Consider the following 19,301-nt stretch of genomic DNA (forward strand, 5'->3'; position numbering starts at 1 on the left):
CCCCGGTTCTTGCAGGCCCCGGGGTGACGATGCGGTCGCTGGTCGAACAGAGACTGGCGCTCGCGCTGGACCGAATGACGCATGAGACGGAGCTGGAGCCCTGCGCGCATGGCGCAACGCCCCGGAACCACCTATTTTCTGGCGCTGACTTGGGCGAATAGGGGAGCGCGCCGCGCTTCCAGGGATCGAGACGAGAATGAATCTTCGCAATCTGGCCATTCTGGGCGCCGTCATCCTGGGCGCGCTCGCCTTCTATGTGGCCGTGGACCGGGGCGGCGCCATCGCCACGCCGGGACAGAAGGCGGCCTCCGCCCGTCCCCAGCCGATGAGCTATTCGCAGCTGATCGCGGCCCGTGACGCCAAGGCGATCAAGTCCGTCGAGGTCAAGAACGAGACCCTCAACGTCCTGATGAAGGACAACCGGAAATTCACCGCCGTCACCACCCTGCCCAACGGCGAACTGATCGAGAGCCTCAACGCGTCGGGCGCCCAGATCGACGTCAAGAGCACGCGTCAGCCGATGTTCGTCAGCATCCTGATCGGCCTCTTGCCCTTCGTGCTGATCATCGGCCTGTGGGTGCTGATCATGCGCCAGATGCAGGGCGGGGCGCGCGGCGCCATGGGCTTCGGCAAGTCCAAGGCCAAGCTGCTGACCGAGCACAAGGGCCGCAAGACCTTCGACGACGTCGCTGGCGTCGACGAGGCCAAGGACGAGCTTCAGGAGGTCGTCGACTTCCTCAAGGACCCGGCCAAATTCCAGCGCCTCGGCGGCAAGATTCCCAAAGGCGCCCTGCTGGTCGGCCCTCCGGGCACCGGCAAGACCCTGCTGGCCCGCGCCGTCGCGGGCGAGGCCGGCGTGCCCTTCTTCTCCATTTCCGGCTCGGACTTCGTAGAGATGTTCGTCGGCGTCGGCGCCAGCCGCGTCCGCGACATGTTCGAACAGGCCAAGAAGAACGCCCCCTGCATCATCTTCATCGACGAGATCGACGCGGTCGGCCGTCACCGCGGCGCCGGTCTCGGCGGCGGCAACGACGAGCGCGAGCAGACCCTCAACCAGCTGCTGGTCGAGATGGATGGCTTCGAGTCCAACGAAGGCATCATCCTCATCGCCGCCACCAACCGCCCCGACGTGCTGGACCCGGCCCTGCTGCGTCCGGGCCGTTTCGACCGCCAGGTCGTGGTGCCCAATCCCGACGTCAACGGCCGCGAGAAGATCCTGCGCGTGCACATGAAGGACGTGCCCCTCGCGGCCGACGTCAACGTCAAGACCATCGCCCGCGGCACCCCCGGCTTCTCAGGCGCCGACCTGGCCAACCTCGTCAACGAGGCGGCCCTGATGGCGGCCCGCAAGGACCGCCGCATGGTCACCCACCGCGACTTCGAGGACGCCAAGGACAAGGTCATGATGGGCGCCGAGCGCAAGTCGATGGCCATGAACGACGAAGAGAAGCGGATGACCGCCTATCACGAGGCCGGTCACGCCATCGTCGCCATGAACGTCAAGATGGCCGACCCGGTGCACAAGGCGACCATCGTCCCGCGCGGCCGCGCCCTCGGCATGGTCATGCAACTGCCGGAAGGCGACCGCTATTCGACCAGCTTCCAGCAGATGGTCGACCGCATCGCCATCATGGCCGGCGGCCGGGTGGCCGAGGAGCTGATCTTCGGCAAGGAGAACGTCACTTCGGGCGCCAGCTCCGACATCCAGCAGGCGACCAAGCTGGCGCGGGCCATGGTCACGCGCTGGGGCTTCTCCGACAAGCTCGGCACGGTCGCCTATGGCGAAAACCAGGAAGAGGTCTTCCTCGGCCATTCGGTGGCGCGCAGCCAGAACGTCTCGGAAGAGACCGCCCGCATCATCGACGAGGAGGTCAAGCGCATCGTCACCGAGGGCTGGGCCGTCGCGCGCCAGATCCTGACCGACAAGGCCGGGGATCACGAGAAGCTGTCCCAGGCCCTGCTCGAGTACGAAACCCTCTCGGGTCAGGAGATCAAGGACCTGCTGGAGAAGGGCCTCGCGCCGAACCGCGACGAAAACAACTTCCCCAACGCCGGCCCCTCCGTCTCGGTCCCGATCACCCCGGTCTCCGACGGCGTCGACGTCGAACAGCCGACGGTTCACTAGGACGCGGGCGTTGCGTCTCCTCCCTGTTGCGAAGCAGCGGGGAGGGGAGCCTCGCCGTCGCGCGCCATGACGCTGTGCCGCCTTTTCCGGAATCCATAGTCGGGTTCGGCGGATAAATTCCCGTCTTTCCAGCCACATCCGCTTTTCTCGACCCCGCCTTCTGCGCACACTACCCGGCGGGCGCATAATGGTGGTGTCCCGTCGCAAGGGAGGCTCGCTCGGCCGGCGAACCGAAGCGGCGGCGGGAGCGGATGGAGCGGGCCGCGCCGATCCCATTTGATCGGCAGCGGAAGTCGACCCGGTGGAAAGCCGGCGGCTCAGGGCGCGGGGGGACATCCCGCGCCGGTCCGGGAGATGGTCGTCGCCGTCCCCGCCCGTGGCGAGCAGAGCGGAGCATCCGTAAAGAGCGGGTTTTCCTCCGTGCCCGTCGAAAACCAGCCCGCGCGGAGCGTTCGACTTCTGCCGAAACGCACCTTCTACCCTACGGTCACCGGGCGGAAGCCCGGGCGCTCCGCCAACGCCTCCCGCCCGCCGCCGAAAGAGACTGGAAGACGAGTTTGCAATTCAAACAAGTCTATTGTAGTTCTCGCCTTCTCAAGAGGGGAGAAACCCATGTCCGCCCATCGCGACCAAGCCAGCCGCCTGCACGGCCTCGACGCCCTGAGGGGCGGAGCCCTGCTCCTCGGCGTCGTCCTTCACGCCAGCCTGTCCTTCTTTCCCCAGCAGACGTGGATTGTCGCCGACGACAGCCGTTCGATCGGCGCGGCTTGGCTGTTCTTCGCCATCCATCTGTTCCGGATGACCGCCTTCTTCCTGATCGCCGGCCTGTTCGCCGGCATGATGCTCGACCGCAAGGGCGCGTGGGGCTTCGTCAGGGACCGGGCCTCGCGTATCGTCGGCCCGCTGCTGGCGTTCTGGTTCCCGGTCATGGCCGGGATCGTGACGGCCCTGGTCTGGAACGCCCACGCCAACGGCCTCGTCGTTCCCGGCGCGCCGCCGCCGCCGCCGACGTACGACTGGACCAACCTTCCCCTGACCCACCTCTGGTTCCTGTATGTCCTCGCCCTGTTCTGCGCCGCGACCCTGATCCTGCGCGCGCCCTTCGCCGCGCTGGACCGCGGCGGCGGCTGGGGCCGCATGGTCGACCGGCTGACGGGCGCCCTCGTCGGCTGGTGGACGCCCGTCGTCCTCGCCGCCCCGCTGGCGCTGGCGATGTGGCTGGATCCCGAATGGATCGCCTTCTTCGCCGTGCCGACGCCGGACGAAGGCCTCGTGCCCGACACGGCCGCCCTCGTCGGCTTCGGCCTGGCCTTCGGTCTCGGCTTCCTGCTGCATCGGCGCCGCGACCTGCTGCAGCGCCTCGCGGCCTGGTCGCCGCTGTTCCTCGCCGTAGCCGTCGCCTCGGGCGCCTGGGCCTGGACCCTCGCCGGCGGGGCCAACCTCCAGCCGATGGTCCAGCCGACCGCGGCGAAGGCGCTCGCCGCCGCCGTCGTCGCCCTCGCCGTCTACGCCTCCGCCTTCGCGGCCATGGGCCTGTGCCTGCGCTTCCTGTCCGGCCGCAGCCCCGTCCTGCGCTACCTCTCCGACGCCTCCTACTGGGTCTACATCCTGCACCTGCCCCTGGTCATGCTGGCGCAGGTCTGGGTCCAGGACTGGGCCGGGCCGTGGGGCCTCAAGCTGGCGGGCGTGTCCCTCGGCGTCCTGGCCGTCTGCCTGCTCTCGTACGAGCTGATGGTCCGCCACACCTTCATGGGCCGCTGGCTCAACGGGCGCCGCGTCCGGTGGCGTCGCCGCGCCGCCGACTCCGCCCTCGCGCCCGCTGAATAGCTTGCCAACCCTGACCGGCTCGTCCACCCAATCGGGACGAGCCGGCTCCGGAGAATCGCCCCATGCCCGCAAATCCCGCCAAGCCCCGCATGCATTCCGCCGAAGACGACCTCGCCTTCATGCGTTCGATCGTCGAGGGCGGCGGCAAGCCGCATCTCACCCTCGGCGTCGCCTACCTGGCCGGGGGGCTGCTCTACGGCCTCCAGTGCCTGTTCCACGTCGGGCAGGCCACGGGCGTGATCCGCTGGCCCGATCTCGCCAATCTCGCCTTCGTCGTCGGGATCAGCCTGGGTTTCTTCGTCGTGCTGGCCTGGGCGATCCGCCGAGACAGCAGGGACGGCGTCGCGGCCACCCGGGGCCCGATGGCGACCCGCGCGCTCAACGCCGCCTTCAGCGCCACCGGCATGGCCAACCTGGCGGTCATTCTCATCTTCGGCTTCGGGGCGTACCGCGACCAGGACTTCGCCATCTGGCTCTACTACCCCGCGGTGATCTTCGCCCTGCAGGCCGCCGCCTGGTACGTCGCCTTCAGCCTGAAGCGGAAGCCGTGGATGCTGGCCTGCTCCGCCGGCGGCTGGCTGACGGCCGTCGCCCTGGGGCTGCTGGTGCGCCGGCCGGAATGGTACCTCGGCGTCTGCACCGTGGCCCTGTTCGCCCTGTTCGCCCTGCCGGGCTGGATCATGGTCCGCGAAGCCCGCGCCGCGCGGACGGCGGCCTGACGTCATGGGTCTGGCCGATCTCGGACGCATCGACGAGGTCATCCACGGCCGCATGCGGCTGGGGATCATGGTCTATCTCGCCGACGCCGACAGCGCCGACTTCACCGAGCTGAAGACCGTCCTCGAGGCGACCCAGGGCAACCTCTCGGTCCACCTGAAGAAGCTGGAGGAGGCGGGCTACGTCGCCATCGCCAAGAGCTTCGTCGCCAACAAGCCGCTGACCCGGGTGTCGATAACCCAGGAGGGCCGCCGCGCCTTCGCCGCCTATCTCGAAGCCATCGGCGCCCTGATCGGAGGCAAGGATTGAGCCTTTCGAACGTCGTCAACCATGCGCTGGACCTGATCTTCGGCGCCAGGCCCGGGCCGCGACCCCGGCCGGCGACCCCGTGCGTCATGGGCATCGTCAACGTCACGCCGGACAGCTTCTCCGACGGCGGCCGGCTGGCCAGGGCCGGGGCGGCGGTTGACCATGCCCTGGCGCTGATCGACCAGGGCGCCGGCATCCTCGACATCGGCGGCGAAAGCACCCGGCCGGGCGCCGAGCCCGTCGAGGCGGGAGAGGAGATCGACCGCGTCCTTCCCGTGATCGAGGGGCTCCGCGCCGCCGGCTGGGCCGGACCGATCAGCATCGACACCATGAAACCGGAGGTCGCCCGCGCCGCCGTCGCCGCCGGCGCCACGATGTGGAACGACGTCACCGCCCTCGGCTTCGCGCCGGAAAGTATGGCGACCGCCGCGGCGCTGAACTGCGACGTGGTCCTGATGCATATGCAGGGCGAGCCCCGCACCATGCAGGCCGACCCGCGCTACGACGACGTGACGGCCGAGGTGGCGGACTGGCTCGCCGCCCGCGCCGATGCGGCGATGGCGGCGGGCGTGGCCCGCGAGCGCATCCGGCTCGACCCCGGCATCGGCTTCGGCAAGACGCCGGCCCACAATCTCGCCCTGACCGCCGGCCTCGACCGATTGACCGTCCTCGGCTTCCCCGTCCTCTACGGAGCCAGCCGCAAGCGGACGATCCAGTCGATCGACCCGACCGCGAGCGACCCCGCCGACCGCCTCGGCGGTTCGCTGGCCCTGGCGCTGGAGGCCGCCCGCAACGGCGCCGCCATCCTCCGCGTCCACGACGTCCGCGAGACCGTGCAGGCGCTGGCGGTTCAGGCGGCGCTCATCGAGGCGGACAGCCGATGAGCGTCCTGACCGGGCCCTATGTCTCGCCGATCCTGCTTCTCGTCCTGTCGAACGTCTTCATGACCTTCGCCTGGTACGGCCACCTGAAACACGGCTCGAAGCCGCTGACCGTCGTGGTCCTCGTCGCCTGGGGCATCGCCTTCTTCGAATATTGCCTCGCCGTGCCCGCCAACCGCATCGGCCATCAGGTCTATTCGGCCGCTGAACTGAAGACGATGCAGGAGGTCATCACCCTCGTCGTCTTCGCCGCCTTCTCGGTGCTCTGGCTGGGCGAGAAGCTGACGATGAATCACGCCGTCGGCTTCGCCTTCATCGCGCTGGGCGCCTGGTTCATCTTCCGCGGACCGCTGGGAAGCTGGGGCTGAAGCGGATGATCCGTCCGACCCCGAAAACACCCTTGCCGTCGGCGTCTCGATTGGCCATCCCGTGGCCATGACCTCGCCCATCGGACGCGTCCTGATCATCGCCGGCTCCGATTCCGGGGGCGGGGCGGGAATACAGGCCGACATCAAGGCCGTGACGGCCATGGGCGGTTACGCGGCGACCGCGATCACGGCGATCACGGTGCAGAACACGCTCGGCGTCCACGGCGTCTATCCCTTGCCGCTGGACCTGATCGAGGCCCAGGCCCGGGCGGTGCTCGACGACATCGGCGCCGATGCGATCAAGACCGGGATGTTGGGCGCGACCGACGTCGTCGAGCGCGTCGCCGCCATCCTCGACACGTCCGGCGCCCCCGCCGTCGTCGACCCGGTGATGATCGCCAAGGGCGGCCAGCCCCTGCTGCCGGACGGGGCGGTGCAGGCGGTGCGGACGCTGATGGTCCCCCGCGCCGCCCTGCTGACGCCCAACGCCCCGGAGGCCGAGGCCCTGACCGGGGTCGCCGTCGCCGACCTCGACGGCCAGCGCCGCGCCGGCGAGGCCCTGCTGACCCTCGGCGCCCGCGCCGTGCTGATGAAGGGCGGCCACGTGCCCGGCGATACGGTCGTCGACCTGCTGCTGACTCCGTCCGGCGAGACCCTGCTGGAAGGGCCCCGCCTCGACACCCGCCATACCCACGGCACCGGCTGCACCCTCGCCAGCGCCTGCGCGGCGGGTCTGGCGAAGGGCCTGCCGCTGGAAGCCGCGGTGGCCGAGGCCTGGGCCTATGTCGCCGAGGCCATCCGCCGCGCGCCGGGACTGGGACAGGGGCACGGCCCGCTGGATCACGGCTGGCCGCTGAGGGACGCCCGATGAGCGATCTGGAAACCCGGCTCTCCGCCATCGTCCGCGCCGACCCGGACCTGATGCATGTGCTGACGACCGTGCGGGGCGTCGGCCTGAACGACTGGCGGGTCTTCTCCGGAGCCGTCTATCAGTCCGTCTGGAACGCCGTCACCGGCCGCCCCGCCGGCCACGGCGTCCGCGACTACGACCTCGGCTATTTCGATCCGGATGTCTCCTGGGACGCGGAGGACGCGGTCATCAAACGGGTCGCCGCCGCCTTCGAGCCGCCGTTCCGCGACATGGTCGAGGTCCGCAACCAGGCCCGCGTCCACCTCTGGTTCGAGGGCAAGTTTGGCGAGCCCTACGAGGCCCTGACCGGCACGGACGAGGCCTTGGCCCGCTTCGTCGCCCCGGCCTTCGCGGTCGGCGTGCGGCTGGAGGCCGATGACACGGTCAGCGTGGCGGCGCCTTTCGGGCTTGAGGACGTCTTCTCGCTCACGATCCGGCCCAATCCGAACCGGCCGTTGGCCCGCGGGTGGGAGCGGGCCGTGGCCAACGCCCGCACGCGCTGGCCGGAACTCACCATCATCGAGCCGGAGACTGCCTGATGCGCCAGTGGACCGTGGACGCCTTCGCCGCCGCTCCCTTCCGCGGCAACCCGGCCTGCGTGGTCGAGCCGTTTGAACGCTGGCCCTCCGACGCCTGGATGCAGGCGCTGGCGAAGGAGAACAACCAGGCCGAAACGGCCTTTCTGCTGCGCACCGCCGATCCCGCCCGGTTCGGTCTGCGCTGGTTCACGCCGGGGCGCGAGGTCGACCTGTGCGGCCACGCCACCCTCGGCTCGGCCCATGTGCTGATGAGCGAACTCGGCGCCGACGCCGAAGCGCTGACCTTCGACACCCGCTCCGGGCCGCTGATCGTGCGCCGCGCCGCCAAAGGCTATGAGATGGACTTCCCGGCCGATGCGCCGCGCCGGACCGGTCCGGTCGCGGGTCTGGCCGAGGCCCTGGGAGCCGAACCGGCCGAGGTCTGGGCGGCCCGCTACCTCGTCGCCGTGCTCGCGGACGCCGAAACGGTGCGGACCCTGCGGCCGGACATCCGCGCGCTCGCGTCGCTGCAGGGCGAGGCCGGCGAGCCCGGCGAGATCATCGTCTGCGCCTCGGCCGGACCCGGCGATCCGGTTGATGTCGTCGACCGCTTCTTCGCCCCGGGCTGCGGGGTCGACGAAGACCCGGCGACCGGCTCGGCCCACTGCATCCTCGGCCCGCTCTATGCCGACAGGCTGGGGCGGGCGGCGGTGCGCTTCCACCAGGTGTTCCCGGGCCGGGGCGGTGATATCGAGACGGAACTGCGGGGCGACCGGGTGCTGTTGCGCGGCCAGGCCGTGACCGTGATCGAGAGCCGGCTGCGCATGGCGCCATAGGAAAGAGGCGCCGCCCTTGCGGACGGCGCCCCTCGGACCTTCCGGGGAGGAAAGGTCAGGCCTCAGTAGCGGCGATTGTCGCGATCGCGGCGCTCGGCCCGGATCTGGACGGCCAGACGGTCGTAGCGGCGATCCAGATCGCTGCGTTCCCAACGCGTCAGGCCGCCGCGCAGATAGGTGCGTTCCAGGCGGACCAGGGCATTGAGCTCGCCGCCCAGACGGCTGGCTTCGCGGCGGCTCAGCGAGCCGTTGCGCAGACCGACCTCGATCCGGCGATCCAGCTGATATTTGCGCTGGCTGATCGACTGCCACCGGCCGTGGTTCTCGTAGCGATCACCACGGTCGTAGCGATCGTCGCGATCGTTCCGCTCGTAGCGGTCGCGATCATAGCGGCCATAGTCCTGGGCGATGGCGGGAACCGCGACGGACGCCGCGGCGATGGCCAGCACGGGGATGAGGGCTTTCTTCATCATCGGTCTTATTCCTTCGCGTTCGACGCGGCCAGGCTGGCTGCGTTGACACGGAGAAAAGCAGCTTGCGTCTGAGCCCGATCTGAACAGCTTGTGTCAGCTTGCGTTCATGTCGATGACAACGCATCCATGGGCGTCTCGCGCCCGCGTGGAGCGGGATGACGAGGGGCGGCGGCAACGGTGAAATATGTCTACACTCCCCGTTCAGCCGTCGTTCAGAGCCTGGGGCCCAGACCGTCACCCATGACCCGGTTGCCTGTCTACATCCTCGCCGCCCTGCTCGCCGCCGCGCCGCTGTCCGCCGCGGCGCAGGATCGTGACGACCGCGGCCGCGGCCGCGACCGTGAGCCGTCGCCGCGGGAGCAGTCGGACGATCGCCCGCGCGTCAGCATGGGCGCCGCGGTCCAGCGCGCCTCCGCCGGCCGTCCCGGCCGCTTCCTGGGCGCCAGCAATCGCGGCGACACCATCGTCGTGCGCTGGGAATATCCCGGCGGCCGGGTCGCGGACATCATGGTGGACGGCCGCACCGGCCGCGTGATCGGAGAACGCTGAATGCGCGTGCTGCTTGTCGAAGACGACGCCGACCTGTCGCGCCAGCTGAAAGGCGCCCTCTCCGACGCCGGCTACGCCGTCGACCACGCCGCCGACGGCGAGGAGGCCCATTTTCTCGGCGACACCGAGCCCTACGATGTGATCGTCCTCGACCTCGGCCTGCCGAAGATCGACGGGGTTTCCGTGCTTGAGCGCTGGCGCCGCGAAGGCAAGACCACGCCAGTCCTGATCCTGACCGCGCGGGGCGCCTGGTCGGACAAGGTGTCCGGCTTCGACGCCGGAGCGGACGACTACCTGACCAAGCCGTTTCACACCGAGGAGCTGCTGGCCCGGTTGCGCGCCCTGCTACGGCGCTCGGCCGGCATCGCCTCGTCGACCCTGTCCTGCGGCGGCCTGCGACTGGATCCCCGCGCCGCGCGGGCCAGCGTCAACGGCGAGCCCCTGCGCCTGACGTCCCTGGAATACCGCCTGCTGCACTATCTGATGATGCATCAGGGCCGCGTGATCAGCCGGACCGAGCTGGTCGAGCACCTGTACGATCAGGACTTCGACCGCGATTCCAACACCATCGAAGTCTTCGTCGGTCGTCTGCGCAAGAAGATCGGTCCCGACCGGATCGAGACCGTGCGCGGCCTCGGCTATCGCCTTACGCCCCTGCCCGGGGAGAGCGAGACCACGTGACGGACGGCTCGGGGGGCTCTGTCGAAAACGGGGCGGCGACCGAGCCGCGAACCTGGGGCCGCTGGTTCGGACGTCCGGGCCGGAGCCTGACGCGGCGCCTGATCTGGCTGGCTTCCGCCTGGATCATGTTGGCCCTGGTGCTGACCGGCTGGGCCCTGACCAACCAGTACCAGGAATCGGCCCTGCGCCGGCTCGGCAACGTCCTCGGCGACACGATCGACGAGGTCGTCCTCGCCTCCAATGCGCGCGCGGACGGCTCGCTGACCGTCAGCGAGGTCAAGGACGAACGCACCCTGCGGCCCCTGTCCGGCAAGTACTGGGCGGTCGCCGAGCCCGGCCCGGACGGCCGGTTGCGCGTCCTCGTCCGCTCGCCGTCGCTGGCGGGAGAGAGCCTGACCATCCCGGAGGAACTGCCCGAGCGTCTCGCCGCCGCGCGGGGCGCGACGATCAGCTACAACGACCCCGACGGCCTGCGCCCGGGCGGCGAGGGCCCGCTGGGCGTGCCCCTTCGCGTGGCCGCCAGCATGAAGCAGTTGCCGGGCCGAACCGAACCGGTGGTGTTTCTGGCCGGCATCGACCGGTCCAATATCGACCGCGACACCCAGCAATTCGCCACCTTCACCTGGACGGCCCTGCTGATCCTCGGCCTCGGCCTGGTCATCGCCGTCTTCCTCCAGGTCCAGATCGGCCTGCGTCCGCTCTACGCCCTGCGGAACGAGATCGCCGACGTCCGCAAGGGCAAGGCGGCGCGGATCGCCCGCAGCTATCCCCTCGAGATCCAGCCCCTGGCGGAGCAGGTCAACCGCCTGCTGGACCACAATCAGGAGACGGTCGAGCGCCAGCGCACCCACGTCGGCAACCTGGCCCACGCCCTGAAGACGCCCCTCTCCGTCATGCTGGCCGAAGCCGGGACGCAGAAGGGCCCGCTGCCGGATATGGTGCGCCGCCAGACCGAGGTCATGAAGGCCCAGGTCGATCACCATCTGCGCCGGGCCCGCGCCGCCGCCCGGGCGCAGATGCTCGGCGAGATCACCCCCGTCGCCGAAGTGCTCGACGAGATGGCGGTGATGCTGGAGCGGGTGTTCGAGACCAAGGGCGTGGTCATCGACTGGCGCGCGCCCGACGAGCTGGCCTTCCGCGGCGAACGGCAGGACCTGCAGGAACTGCTCGGCAATCTGCTCGAGAACGCCTGCAAATGGGCGAAGCGGAGGGTCCGCGTCTCCGCCGGGGCGACCGGTCTGGGCCAGATGGTGGTGGTGGTCGAGGATGACGGCCCGGGATTGCCCGAGGAGCAGCGCGAGGCCGCCCTGCTGCGCGGAGCCCGCATGGACGAAACGACGCCGGGCTCGGGCCTCGGCCTGTCGATCGTGGTCGAGTTGACCCGCGCCTATGGCGGCCGGATTTCCCTGTCGGACAGCGATCTCGGCGGTCTCAAGGCGGTGCTCGAACTGCCCTCGGCCGAGGCCTGAAACCCGGTCGGATAGCGGATATTAACCCCGCGGGGGCAGCATGCCCGCGGCTGGACGATTGACCGGTCGCGAGGTGTATGAATGTCGGGGCTGTCTGTCGCCCATCGCGTCGCCCTGGCTGCTCTGATCGAGCAGGCGCCCGACGACATGCTGGTGAAGCTGTCGTCGGTGGCCGTCGCCCTGCCCGGAGCCCGGGCGCAGGAGCTCGGCGACATGCTGGCGGACGAAGTCCGTGACCGGACCCGCCGCCGCCTCGTCATGGCGCCCTTGCTGCCCATGTTCAGGCCGCGGGCCGACGGCGTGGAGGCCATGACCTTTCCCGCCGCCGTCCTGCCGCGTCTGTGGAAGGCCGGATCGACGCGCGAGCCGGCCCTGTTGCCACGACTGGACCGCGAGGGCCCGGACGCCGTGGCCGTCTGCGACCGCATCTGCCTCGCCGCCGCCGCCGCGGTGCGCGATCGCCCCGACCTGATCTGGCCCGCCGATCTGGAGCCCGGTCGACGCGAACGCGGCCTGGCCGATCTCGCCGCCTGCCTCGACCTCGCCCATCTGGCCCGGCGCGGCCTGCCGTCTCTCGAAGTCTGGCTGAAGCGCCCCGACGGCGATCAGATCGCCGAACTTCGCCTGCTCCTCAAGGACTGCGCCGGCGTGCACCTCGACGGCGCGCAACGCGTGCTGGAGATGCTGTTCTCGCATCTCGACGACGCCGTCCTGATCCTGCGCATCATCACCCAGAGCTCCTGCTCCTCCGGCCGCGAGGGCTTTCTCAGCGCGTCGGAACTGTCGGGCTTCATCGAGCGGCTGATCGTGGGCGTCGACACGCGCGTGGCGCGGATCGGGGCCTTCCGGCCGGGTTCGGATCTGGCCACGGTCGATCCGGTCATCGAGGACCTGACCTGGTGCGCCAACGTCCTCAATGAGCTGGACGTCACGCTGACCCTCAATCCGCTCAGCGTCTGGGGCAAGTCGGTGCGCGACGCCCGTGTCAGCATCGCCGGCCAGCTGTCGGCCTTCCTGCGCGCCGCCGACCGGGCTGTGGATCGCGCCCTTCCGCTTGAGCGGGTGCAGATTTCCGGGCGGATGACGCGCAAGGCGCCCCAGCTGACCGCCCCGATCGAGGGCGAAACGGTGCAGGCGGCGCGGAACCTGCTCAAACTGGTCGGGGCGGTGCGCGGCCCGGCCTCGACCTTCGGCGCCGAATCCGACCGCAAGAAGCTGGTGGAATCCCTTACGGATCGCCTGGGCGACTACGCCGACCAGGCCCTGCTGCTGATCAACGACGGCGAGGCGGCCGATGAAGCCAACGCCCTGCGGCTGGTGGAACTGGCCGCGCGCTGCCTCGACCTGATCGACGCCAGGGACGCCGCCCGCACGGTGCGTCGTCGCGCCGCGGTCGCCGGGGCGGGCAAGGGCGGATCGAGGCCCTCGTCGCGGGCCGCCTGATCGGCTACATCGCCCGGCGATGACGATGTTCTGGATCATGACGGCGCTGCTGGCGGCCCTCGCGGGCCTGCTGGTGCTGGCGGGCGCGCGGCGCGGCGCGGACACAGGCGAGGTGGTGAACGCCGCCACCGCCTCCGCCGAGCTGTCGGAACTGGATCGGCTGAAGGCGCGCGGCCTGCTGGACGAGGCGGGCTGGACGGCCGCCCGCGCCGAGGCGGGACGCCGGATCCTCTCGGCCCGGCGCGACGCCGCTCCCGTTCAGCCGGGCGCCCGGGACCGGTTCTGGGTGCTGGGGGGCGTCGCCGTGACGGTCGCCGCGGCGATCGGACTGTACCTCGCCGCAGGCGCGCCGGGCTTGCCGGATCAGGCCTATGAGCGCCGGGTCGACGAATGGGCCGGGCAACTGGATACTCTCCAGCCGCCGCAGATCGCGGCGGTGGTGGCGCGCGTCGTGGAGGAACGGCCGGATGATCACCAGGCCCTCGCCATGCTCGGCGCCGCCCGCGCCCAGGCCGGCGATCCTGTCGGCGCCGCCTCGGCCTTCCGGCGCGCCGTAGCCGTGCGGCCCGACGATGCGCAGAGCTGGGCCCGGCTGGGAGAGGTCCTCGTGCGCGCCAACCAGGGCGTGGTCGACGGCGACGCCGAGGCGGCCTTCCGGCAAGCGCTCAGGCTGGATCCCAACCAGGGCGGGGCGCGCTACTTTCTCGGCGAGGCCGCCCTGGCGCGGGGGGATCCGGCAACCGCGCGCGAGATGTGGCTGCCGCTGATCGCCGCGCTGGATCCGCGGGACCCCGACCGCGCCGCGCTGGAAGCCCGTCTGCCATTAGCCGGAGCCGACCGATGAGCTGGCTCCCGAAATCGCCGAAGGCGCGCCGCCGGCTGTGGGTCGTGGCCGCCGTGGCGCCGGTGCTGGCGCTGGCGGTGGGCCTGTCCCTGTACGCCATGCGGGACAGCGTCACCTTCTTCTTCTCGCCTTCCGAAGCCACGCCCGAGAAGGCGCCTCCCGGCCGGGTGGTGCGTCTCGGCGGACTGGTCGAGACCGGCAGCGTCGTTCATGACGGCTCCGGCCAGGTCGCCTTCGTGGTGACCGACACCGTGGCGACGACGCGGGTGATCTATCGCGGCGACCTGCCCGACCTGTTCCGCGAAGGGCAGGGGGTGGTGGCCCAGGGCGCCTTCCTGCCCGACCGCACGTTCCGCGCCACCCAGGTGCTGGCCAAGCACGACGAGAACTACATGCCGCGCGAAGTGGCCGACAGCCTCAAGGCCAAGGGCGAGTGGCGGCCCGCCGCCGGGACGCCTGGCTCGTGATCGTCGAAACCGGCGCCTTCGCCCTCATCCTCGCCCTGGCGCTCGCGGCCCTGCAGACCGGCATGGCCGTGGCAGGACGCCTCCGGCGCAGCCCGGTGCTGGCGGGCGCCGCCGAGGGCGCCGCGATCGCGTCCGCCTTCGCCGTGGCCGTAGCCTTCGCGACCCTGATTTTCGCCTTCGCCACCTCGGATTTCTCGGTCGCCAACGTCGCGGCCAACAGCCACACCGACAAGCCGATGCTGTACAAGGTGGCCGGCGCCTGGGGCAGCCACGAGGGCTCGCTGGTGCTCTGGTGCTTGGTGCTGACCGGCTTCGGCGCGGTCCTCGCCCGGGCCCGCAATCTGCCGTTCGGACTCAAGACCTCCGCCGTGGCGGCGCAGGGCCTGCTCGGCGTGCTGTTCCTCGCCTTCGCCGTCTTCACCTCCAGCCCGTTCGCGCGGCTGAATCCGGCCCCGTTCCAGGGCGCGTCTCTGAACCCGCTGCTGCAGGACCCGGCGCTCGCCTTCCATCCACCCTTCCTCTACGCCGGCTACGTCGGCTTCTCGGTCTGCTTCTCCCTGGCCGTGGCCGCCCTCGTCGAGGGGCGGGCCAATTCCGCCTTCTGGCCGGCCTGGGGCCGCTGGGTGCGGCCGTGGGCGCTGGCCAGCTGGGCCTTCCTGACCGTGGGCATCACCCTCGGGGCGTTCTGGGCCTACTACGAACTGGGCTGGGGCGGCTGGTGGTTCTGGGATCCGGTCGAGAACGCCAGCTTCATGCCGTGGCTGGCCGGCGCGGCCCTGCTGCACTCGGCGGTGGTCACCGAGCGGCGCGGCGCTCTGGCCGGCTGGACCACCTTCCTGGCCCTGCTGGCCTTCACCTTCTCGATGCTCGGCGCCTTCCTCGTCCGCTCGGGGGTGCTGACCAGCGTCCACGCCTTCGCCGTCGATCCCCAGCGCGGCCTGATGCTGCTGGCCATTCTCGGCGGCACGGCGGGCCTGGCCTTCGCCCTGTTCGCCTGGCGCGCGCCGCAGCTGAAGGGCGGCGGCATGTTCGCGCCGGTCAGCCGCGAGGGCGCGCTGGTGCTCAACAACCTGTTCCTGACCGCGGCCTGCGCCACCGTCCTGCTCGGCACCCTCTATCCGCTGATCCTCGAGGCCGCGAACGGCTCGACCATCTCGGTCGGTCCGCCCTATTTCGCCCTGACCTTCGTGCCGCTGATGGCCGCGGCCTTCATCATCCTGCCGGCCGGGCCGCTGCTGGCGTGGAAGCGCGGCGACCTGACGGGCGTGATGCAGCGCCTGGCCGTCGCGGCCGGCCTTGCGATCCTGCTGGCGTTCGCCGGCTGGCTGATGTTCGAGCCGCGTAAGGCCCTGTCTGCGGCGGGAATCGGCCTCGGCGCCTGGCTGATACTCGGCGCGCTCGCCGAGGTCGCCGAACGCACCCGCCTGTTCCGCGTCTCCGTGGGCGAGACCCTTCGCCGGGCCGGCGGCCTGCCGCTCGGCGCCTGGGGCACGACCCTGGCCCACGCCGGGCTGGGAGTCTTCGTGCTCGGGGCGGTGGTCGAGACCGGCTACCGCGTCGAGGCGGCGCGTCCGCTCGCCGTCGGCGACGTCATCGAAGCCGGTCCCTGGACCGTGCGGCTGGACAAGGTCGGCATCGTTGAAGGCCCGAACTACCTCGCCGAGCAGGGGCGGCTGACCGTCACCCTTCGCTCCGGGGCCGCGCCGCACGAGGTGACCGCCGAGCGCCGCTTCTTCCCCGCCGGAGGGCAGACCACGACCGAGGTCGGCCTCGATTTCCGCGGGCTGGACGACGTCTATGTGGTGCTGGGCGAGCGCGGACGGACCGCGGCGGGCGCCCCCGCCTGGAACGTACGCGTGTGGTGGAATCCGTGGGCGCGGCTGATCTTCCTCGGCCCGGCCATCATGGCGGTCGGCGGCGTCCTGTCGCTGCTGGACCGCCGGTTGCGTCTCGGCGTGGGCAAGCGCGAGGCCGGAGCATGAAGCGGCCCCTTCTCATCGTTGTGGCGGCCATCGGCCTTGTCGCAGGCTCCGCGGCGTCCCAGGAGCCGCCGCCTGCGCCGGACCGGGCGCTGCCCGACGCGGCCCAGGAGGCGCGGGCCCAGGCGCTGTTCGAGGGCATCCGTTGCGTCGTCTGCCAGCACGAGGCCATCGCCGACAGTCCCGCCGTCATCGCCGCCGACATGCGCGGCCTGGTGCGGGAACAGATCGCCGCCGGCCGCTCGGACGCCGAGATCAGACAGGATCTGGTCCGCCGCTACGGCGATTTCGTGCTGTTCAAGCCACCGGTCCGACTCGCCACTTGGCTGCTCTGGTTTGGCCCGGTCGGCCTGATGCTGGCCGTCGCCGCGGGCCTGCTGCTGACGGCGCGCCGCCGTCGGAGCGAGAGCGAGGCCCTGTCGCCGGAGGAGGAGGCTCGTCTCGCCGATATCATGGCGGAGGCGGACCTTCGCCCCGATCCTGACGCAAAGCCGTCTGACCACTGAGGCCCCGGCGAACCTATCCTCGCGTCACGGCGTTGGCGGTGGGAGCCGCGGACCTATATTGACGGACTGACCGGGCGGCCGCCGCCCGATGAGAGGATCGTACGAACCCGATGATGAAGCGTAAGGAATTCATGCTGGGGGCCACGTTCGGCCTGGTTCTCGCGGCCGGCGCGACCGCCGGCGGCGTCATCGACTGGCCGACCGCCAATGCGGGTCCGGTCGCCGGCGTCTCCGGCCGCCTCGCCCCGAACGCCGGCCCCGGCGGCCTCTTCGCCCCCCCGCAGGGCGCGCCCCTCAGCTTCGCCGACATCTTCCAGCAGGTCGCCCCCGCGGTGGTGCAGATCGACGTGAAGACGCGGATCGAACGGCCCCGGGGCGGCATGGTCCAGGTGCCCGGCTTCCCGTTTCCCCTGCCCGCGCCCCAGCCCGAAGAGGGCGAGGAGGACGAGGGCATCACCGCGTCAGGGGCCGGCTCCGGCTTCTTCATCTCCGCCGACGGCTACATCGTCACCAACAACCACGTCGTCCAGGACGCGATCGAGATCACCGTCAAACTGGCGGACTCGCGCGAACTGACGGCGCGGGTGGTGGGCCGCGATGAATCCACCGACCTTGCCGTCATCAAGGTCGACGGCTCGGACTTCCCCTTCGTTTCCTTCGAGGAACAGGCCCAACCGCGAGTCGGCGACTGGGTGATCGCCGTCGGCAACCCTTTCGGCCTCGGCGGCACGGCCACGGCCGGAATCGTCTCCGGTCAGGGCCGCGGAGACATCGACAGCGCCTACGTCGATTACCTGCAGATCGACGCCGCCATCAACCGCGGCAACTCCGGCGGCCCGACCTTTGACATCTATGGCCGGGTCATCGGCGTCAACACGGCCATCTTCTCCGACTCCGCCACGGGCGGATCGGTGGGCATCGGCTTCGCGATCCCCGCCTCCATCGCCAAGCCCATCACCGAGCGTCTGATGCGCGGGGAATCCATCGCACGCGGCTACGTCGGCGTCGGCATCAGCGATCTGAGCCGCGAAGCAACCGCGGCCTTTGGACTGGAGCCCGGGACGAAGGTGGCCTTCATCGGTGAGGTCACACCTGGAGGACCGGCGGAGGCTGCGGGACTTCAGGTCGGCGATGTCGTCACCCGGCTGAATGGCCAACCTATCCGCGGCCGCACGGATTTGACGCGTCGCATCGCCCAGGCGAGGCCCGGCGAAACCGTCCGGCTTGAAATCATTCGCGACGGACGCCGCCAGACCGTGAGCATTCGGGCGGGAGCCCGGCCGCCCGAATCGGAGCTGAACGCCAGCCGCAACGGGCCGGACGGTCCGAACGGACCTCTCCAGCCCCAGGCCGGCGAGGAAGCGGGAGGACTGACGGTCGTACCGATGTCGGAGGCCGTTCGCAGACGCTATTCGATCCCTGACAATGTTGATGGGCTGGTGGTCACCACCGCCCGCACCATCGGCGAACTTCGCTTCCAGCCGGGATATGTGATCCGCCGCAGCGCCACCGGAACGATCCGGACTCCCGAAGACCTGCGCGCGGCGGTCAGCGCAGCGCGGCGGGCCAACCGGCCGGGGGTCTACCTGATCGTCTGGACGCCCCAGCAGGGCAGCGTGCCGGTGGTCCTGCCGTTCCCCGATCCTGAATAAGCCTTAACTGCCCCCATCGCCGCCGATGCGCTACCATCGGCGGCGATTCTGCATCCGGAGGGGTCTTTCCATGCGTATTCTGGTGGTCGAGGACGACGCCGAGGCCGCGACCGCCATGGTCCGCGGGCTGACCGAGGCCGGTCACGAACCGACCCACGCCGTCGACGGCGCCTTCGGTTTGCTGGAAGCGCAGAAGGGCGGCTACGACGTCTATGTCGTCGACCGCATGATGCCCCGTCTCGACGGCATCGGCATGGTCGAGACCCTGCGCAAGGACGGCGACCAGACCCCGGTCCTGTTCCTGTCCGCGCTCGGCGAGGTCGACGACCGCGTCGCCGGCCTCAAGGCCGGAGCCGACGACTATCTGGTCAAGCCCTACGCCTTCTCCGAGCTGATCGCCCGCGTCGAGGCCCTGTCGCGCCGTCGCGAGACCGGCTCGGTCGCCACCATGCTCAAGGTCGGCGACCTCGAGATGAACCTGATCGCCCGCACCGTGCACCGCGCCGGCAAGGAGATCGACCTGCAGCCGCGCGAATTCCAGCTGCTGGAGTTCCTGATGCGCCACGCCGGCCAGTCGGTGACCCGCACCATGCTGCTCGAGAAGGTCTGGGAATACCACTTCGACCCCCAGACCAACGTCATCGACGTTCATATCAGCCGCCTGCGCGCCAAGATCGACAAGGGCTTCGACCACGCCATGCTGCAGACCGTGCGCGGCGCGGGGTATCGGCTGGAGGCCTGACGTCC

General features: G+C 70.5%; 20 protein-coding genes. 19 read left to right on the plus strand and 1 reads right to left on the minus strand.

All coding sequences use genetic code 11. The features are described from left to right. Positions 1-196 precede the first annotated feature (196 nt). The 9 genes from ftsH (at position 197) to VGD32_RS02275 (ending at position 8,491) form a co-directional block, all read left to right on the plus strand. Positions 197-2,125 carry an ATP-dependent zinc metalloprotease FtsH gene (gene ftsH / locus VGD32_RS02235; RefSeq protein WP_331030275.1) on the plus strand — a complete coding sequence of 643 codons (1,929 nt, stop codon included), beginning with the start codon at positions 197-199 and terminating at the stop codon, positions 2,123-2,125. 612 nt (positions 2,126-2,737) lie between these two features. Further along, entirely contained in the window at positions 2,738-3,952 is a 1,215-nt protein-coding gene (locus tag VGD32_RS02240; RefSeq protein ID WP_331030276.1) for an acyltransferase family protein, read from the plus strand. 62 nt (positions 3,953-4,014) lie between these two features. After that, positions 4,015-4,671: a hypothetical protein gene (locus VGD32_RS02245; RefSeq protein WP_331030277.1), complete on the plus strand. Its 657-nt coding sequence runs from the start codon at positions 4,015-4,017 to the stop codon at positions 4,669-4,671. A 4-nt stretch (positions 4,672-4,675) separates the two neighbouring features. Continuing rightward, positions 4,676-4,978, plus strand: a complete 303-nt coding sequence (locus VGD32_RS02250; RefSeq protein WP_331030278.1) for a transcriptional regulator — start codon at positions 4,676-4,678, stop codon at positions 4,976-4,978. A gap of 86 nt (positions 4,979-5,064) precedes the next feature. After that, on the plus strand, positions 5,065-5,862 hold the full coding sequence (gene folP / locus VGD32_RS02255) for a dihydropteroate synthase (RefSeq protein ID WP_331030298.1): 798 nt from the start codon (positions 5,065-5,067) through the stop codon (positions 5,860-5,862). Continuing rightward, complete coding sequence (locus VGD32_RS02260) at positions 5,859-6,227, plus strand: DMT family protein (protein WP_331030279.1); 369 nt, start codon at positions 5,859-5,861, stop codon at positions 6,225-6,227. Before folP ends, VGD32_RS02260 begins: the two co-directional genes overlap by 4 nt. A gap of 67 nt (positions 6,228-6,294) precedes the next feature. Further along, positions 6,295-7,098 (plus strand): bifunctional hydroxymethylpyrimidine kinase/phosphomethylpyrimidine kinase, encoded by an 804-nt coding sequence (gene thiD, locus VGD32_RS02265; protein WP_331030280.1) that lies wholly within the window; start codon positions 6,295-6,297, stop codon positions 7,096-7,098. After that, entirely contained in the window at positions 7,095-7,676 is a 582-nt protein-coding gene (locus VGD32_RS02270; RefSeq protein ID WP_331030281.1) for a nucleotidyltransferase family protein, read from the plus strand. Before thiD ends, VGD32_RS02270 begins: the two co-directional genes overlap by 4 nt. Further along, positions 7,676-8,491: a PhzF family phenazine biosynthesis protein gene (locus tag VGD32_RS02275; protein WP_331030282.1), complete on the plus strand. Its 816-nt coding sequence runs from the start codon at positions 7,676-7,678 to the stop codon at positions 8,489-8,491. Before VGD32_RS02270 ends, VGD32_RS02275 begins: the two co-directional genes overlap by 1 nt. A 62-nt stretch (positions 8,492-8,553) precedes the next feature. On the opposite strand, the gene VGD32_RS02280 is transcribed toward VGD32_RS02275, so the two are convergent. Next, positions 8,554-8,961: a hypothetical protein gene (locus VGD32_RS02280; protein ID WP_414644322.1), complete on the minus strand. Its 408-nt coding sequence runs from the start codon at positions 8,959-8,961 to the stop codon at positions 8,554-8,556. A 243-nt stretch (positions 8,962-9,204) separates the two neighbouring features. Here VGD32_RS02280 and VGD32_RS02285 point away from each other — a divergent pair, with 243 nt between their 5' ends. The 10 genes from VGD32_RS02285 (at position 9,205) to VGD32_RS02330 (ending at position 19,296) form a co-directional block, all read left to right on the plus strand. After that, entirely contained in the window at positions 9,205-9,513 is a 309-nt protein-coding gene (locus VGD32_RS02285; protein ID WP_331030284.1) for a hypothetical protein, read from the plus strand. Next, positions 9,514-10,194: a response regulator transcription factor gene (locus VGD32_RS02290; RefSeq protein WP_331030285.1), complete on the plus strand. Its 681-nt coding sequence runs from the start codon at positions 9,514-9,516 to the stop codon at positions 10,192-10,194. A 125-nt stretch (positions 10,195-10,319) separates the two neighbouring features. After that, complete coding sequence (locus VGD32_RS02295) at positions 10,320-11,663, plus strand: ATP-binding protein (protein WP_331030299.1); 1,344 nt, start codon at positions 10,320-10,322, stop codon at positions 11,661-11,663. An 81-nt stretch (positions 11,664-11,744) separates the two neighbouring features. Then, positions 11,745-13,106, plus strand: coding sequence for a hypothetical protein (locus VGD32_RS02300; protein ID WP_331030286.1), 1,362 nt, complete (start codon positions 11,745-11,747; stop codon positions 13,104-13,106). Positions 13,107-13,131: 25 nt separating this feature from the next. Continuing rightward, complete coding sequence (gene ccmI, locus VGD32_RS02305; protein WP_331030287.1) at positions 13,132-13,950, plus strand: c-type cytochrome biogenesis protein CcmI; 819 nt, start codon at positions 13,132-13,134, stop codon at positions 13,948-13,950. Next, positions 13,947-14,417, plus strand: a complete 471-nt coding sequence (ccmE, locus tag VGD32_RS02310; protein WP_331030288.1) for a cytochrome c maturation protein CcmE — start codon at positions 13,947-13,949, stop codon at positions 14,415-14,417. Before ccmI ends, ccmE begins: the two co-directional genes overlap by 4 nt. Further along, positions 14,414-16,399, plus strand: coding sequence for a heme lyase CcmF/NrfE family subunit (locus tag VGD32_RS02315; RefSeq protein ID WP_331030289.1), 1,986 nt, complete (start codon positions 14,414-14,416; stop codon positions 16,397-16,399). The genes ccmE and VGD32_RS02315 overlap by 4 nt, the downstream gene beginning before the upstream one ends. Next, on the plus strand, positions 16,396-16,902 hold the full coding sequence (locus tag VGD32_RS02320; protein ID WP_331030290.1) for a cytochrome c-type biogenesis protein: 507 nt from the start codon (positions 16,396-16,398) through the stop codon (positions 16,900-16,902). The genes VGD32_RS02315 and VGD32_RS02320 overlap by 4 nt, the downstream gene beginning before the upstream one ends. Positions 16,903-17,012: 110 nt before the next feature. Beyond that, positions 17,013-18,554: a trypsin-like peptidase domain-containing protein gene (locus VGD32_RS02325; protein ID WP_331030291.1), complete on the plus strand. Its 1,542-nt coding sequence runs from the start codon at positions 17,013-17,015 to the stop codon at positions 18,552-18,554. Between the two features lie 70 nt (positions 18,555-18,624). Continuing rightward, entirely contained in the window at positions 18,625-19,296 is a 672-nt protein-coding gene (locus VGD32_RS02330) for a response regulator transcription factor (protein WP_331030292.1), read from the plus strand. Positions 19,297-19,301: the final 5 nt, after the last annotated feature.

The sequence above is a fragment of the Brevundimonas sp. genome, assembly GCF_036402095.1.
Lineage (GTDB): Bacteria > Pseudomonadota > Alphaproteobacteria > Caulobacterales > Caulobacteraceae > Brevundimonas.

Bases quoted from the DNA above. Each gene is read 5' to 3' on its own strand.
- VGD32_RS02295 (WP_331030299.1), top strand. From the start codon at position 10,320: ATGTTGGCCCTGGTGCTGACCGGCTGGGCCCTGACCAACCAGTACCAG.
- VGD32_RS02285 (WP_331030284.1), top strand. From the start codon at position 9,205: ATGACCCGGTTGCCTGTCTACATCCTCGCCGCCCTGCTCGCCGCCGCG.
- VGD32_RS02245 (WP_331030277.1), top strand. From the start codon at position 4,015: ATGCCCGCAAATCCCGCCAAGCCCCGCATGCATTCCGCCGAAGACGAC.
- VGD32_RS02270 (WP_331030281.1), top strand. From the start codon at position 7,095: ATGAGCGATCTGGAAACCCGGCTCTCCGCCATCGTCCGCGCCGACCCG.
- VGD32_RS02320 (WP_331030290.1), top strand. From the start codon at position 16,396: ATGAAGCGGCCCCTTCTCATCGTTGTGGCGGCCATCGGCCTTGTCGCA.
- VGD32_RS02280 (WP_414644322.1), bottom strand. From the start codon at position 8,961: ATGAAGAAAGCCCTCATCCCCGTGCTGGCCATCGCCGCGGCGTCCGTC.
- VGD32_RS02250 (WP_331030278.1), top strand. From the start codon at position 4,676: ATGGGTCTGGCCGATCTCGGACGCATCGACGAGGTCATCCACGGCCGC.
- VGD32_RS02325 (WP_331030291.1), top strand. From the start codon at position 17,013: ATGATGAAGCGTAAGGAATTCATGCTGGGGGCCACGTTCGGCCTGGTT.
- ccmI (WP_331030287.1), top strand. From the start codon at position 13,132: ATGTTCTGGATCATGACGGCGCTGCTGGCGGCCCTCGCGGGCCTGCTG.
- thiD (WP_331030280.1), top strand. From the start codon at position 6,295: ATGACCTCGCCCATCGGACGCGTCCTGATCATCGCCGGCTCCGATTCC.
- VGD32_RS02300 (WP_331030286.1), top strand. From the start codon at position 11,745: ATGTCGGGGCTGTCTGTCGCCCATCGCGTCGCCCTGGCTGCTCTGATC.
- VGD32_RS02275 (WP_331030282.1), top strand. From the start codon at position 7,676: ATGCGCCAGTGGACCGTGGACGCCTTCGCCGCCGCTCCCTTCCGCGGC.
- folP (WP_331030298.1), top strand. From the start codon at position 5,065: ATGGGCATCGTCAACGTCACGCCGGACAGCTTCTCCGACGGCGGCCGG.
- VGD32_RS02290 (WP_331030285.1), top strand. From the start codon at position 9,514: ATGCGCGTGCTGCTTGTCGAAGACGACGCCGACCTGTCGCGCCAGCTG.
- VGD32_RS02240 (WP_331030276.1), top strand. From the start codon at position 2,738: ATGTCCGCCCATCGCGACCAAGCCAGCCGCCTGCACGGCCTCGACGCC.
- ftsH (WP_331030275.1), top strand. From the start codon at position 197: ATGAATCTTCGCAATCTGGCCATTCTGGGCGCCGTCATCCTGGGCGCG.
- VGD32_RS02260 (WP_331030279.1), top strand. From the start codon at position 5,859: ATGAGCGTCCTGACCGGGCCCTATGTCTCGCCGATCCTGCTTCTCGTC.
- ccmE (WP_331030288.1), top strand. From the start codon at position 13,947: ATGAGCTGGCTCCCGAAATCGCCGAAGGCGCGCCGCCGGCTGTGGGTC.
- VGD32_RS02330 (WP_331030292.1), top strand. From the start codon at position 18,625: ATGCGTATTCTGGTGGTCGAGGACGACGCCGAGGCCGCGACCGCCATG.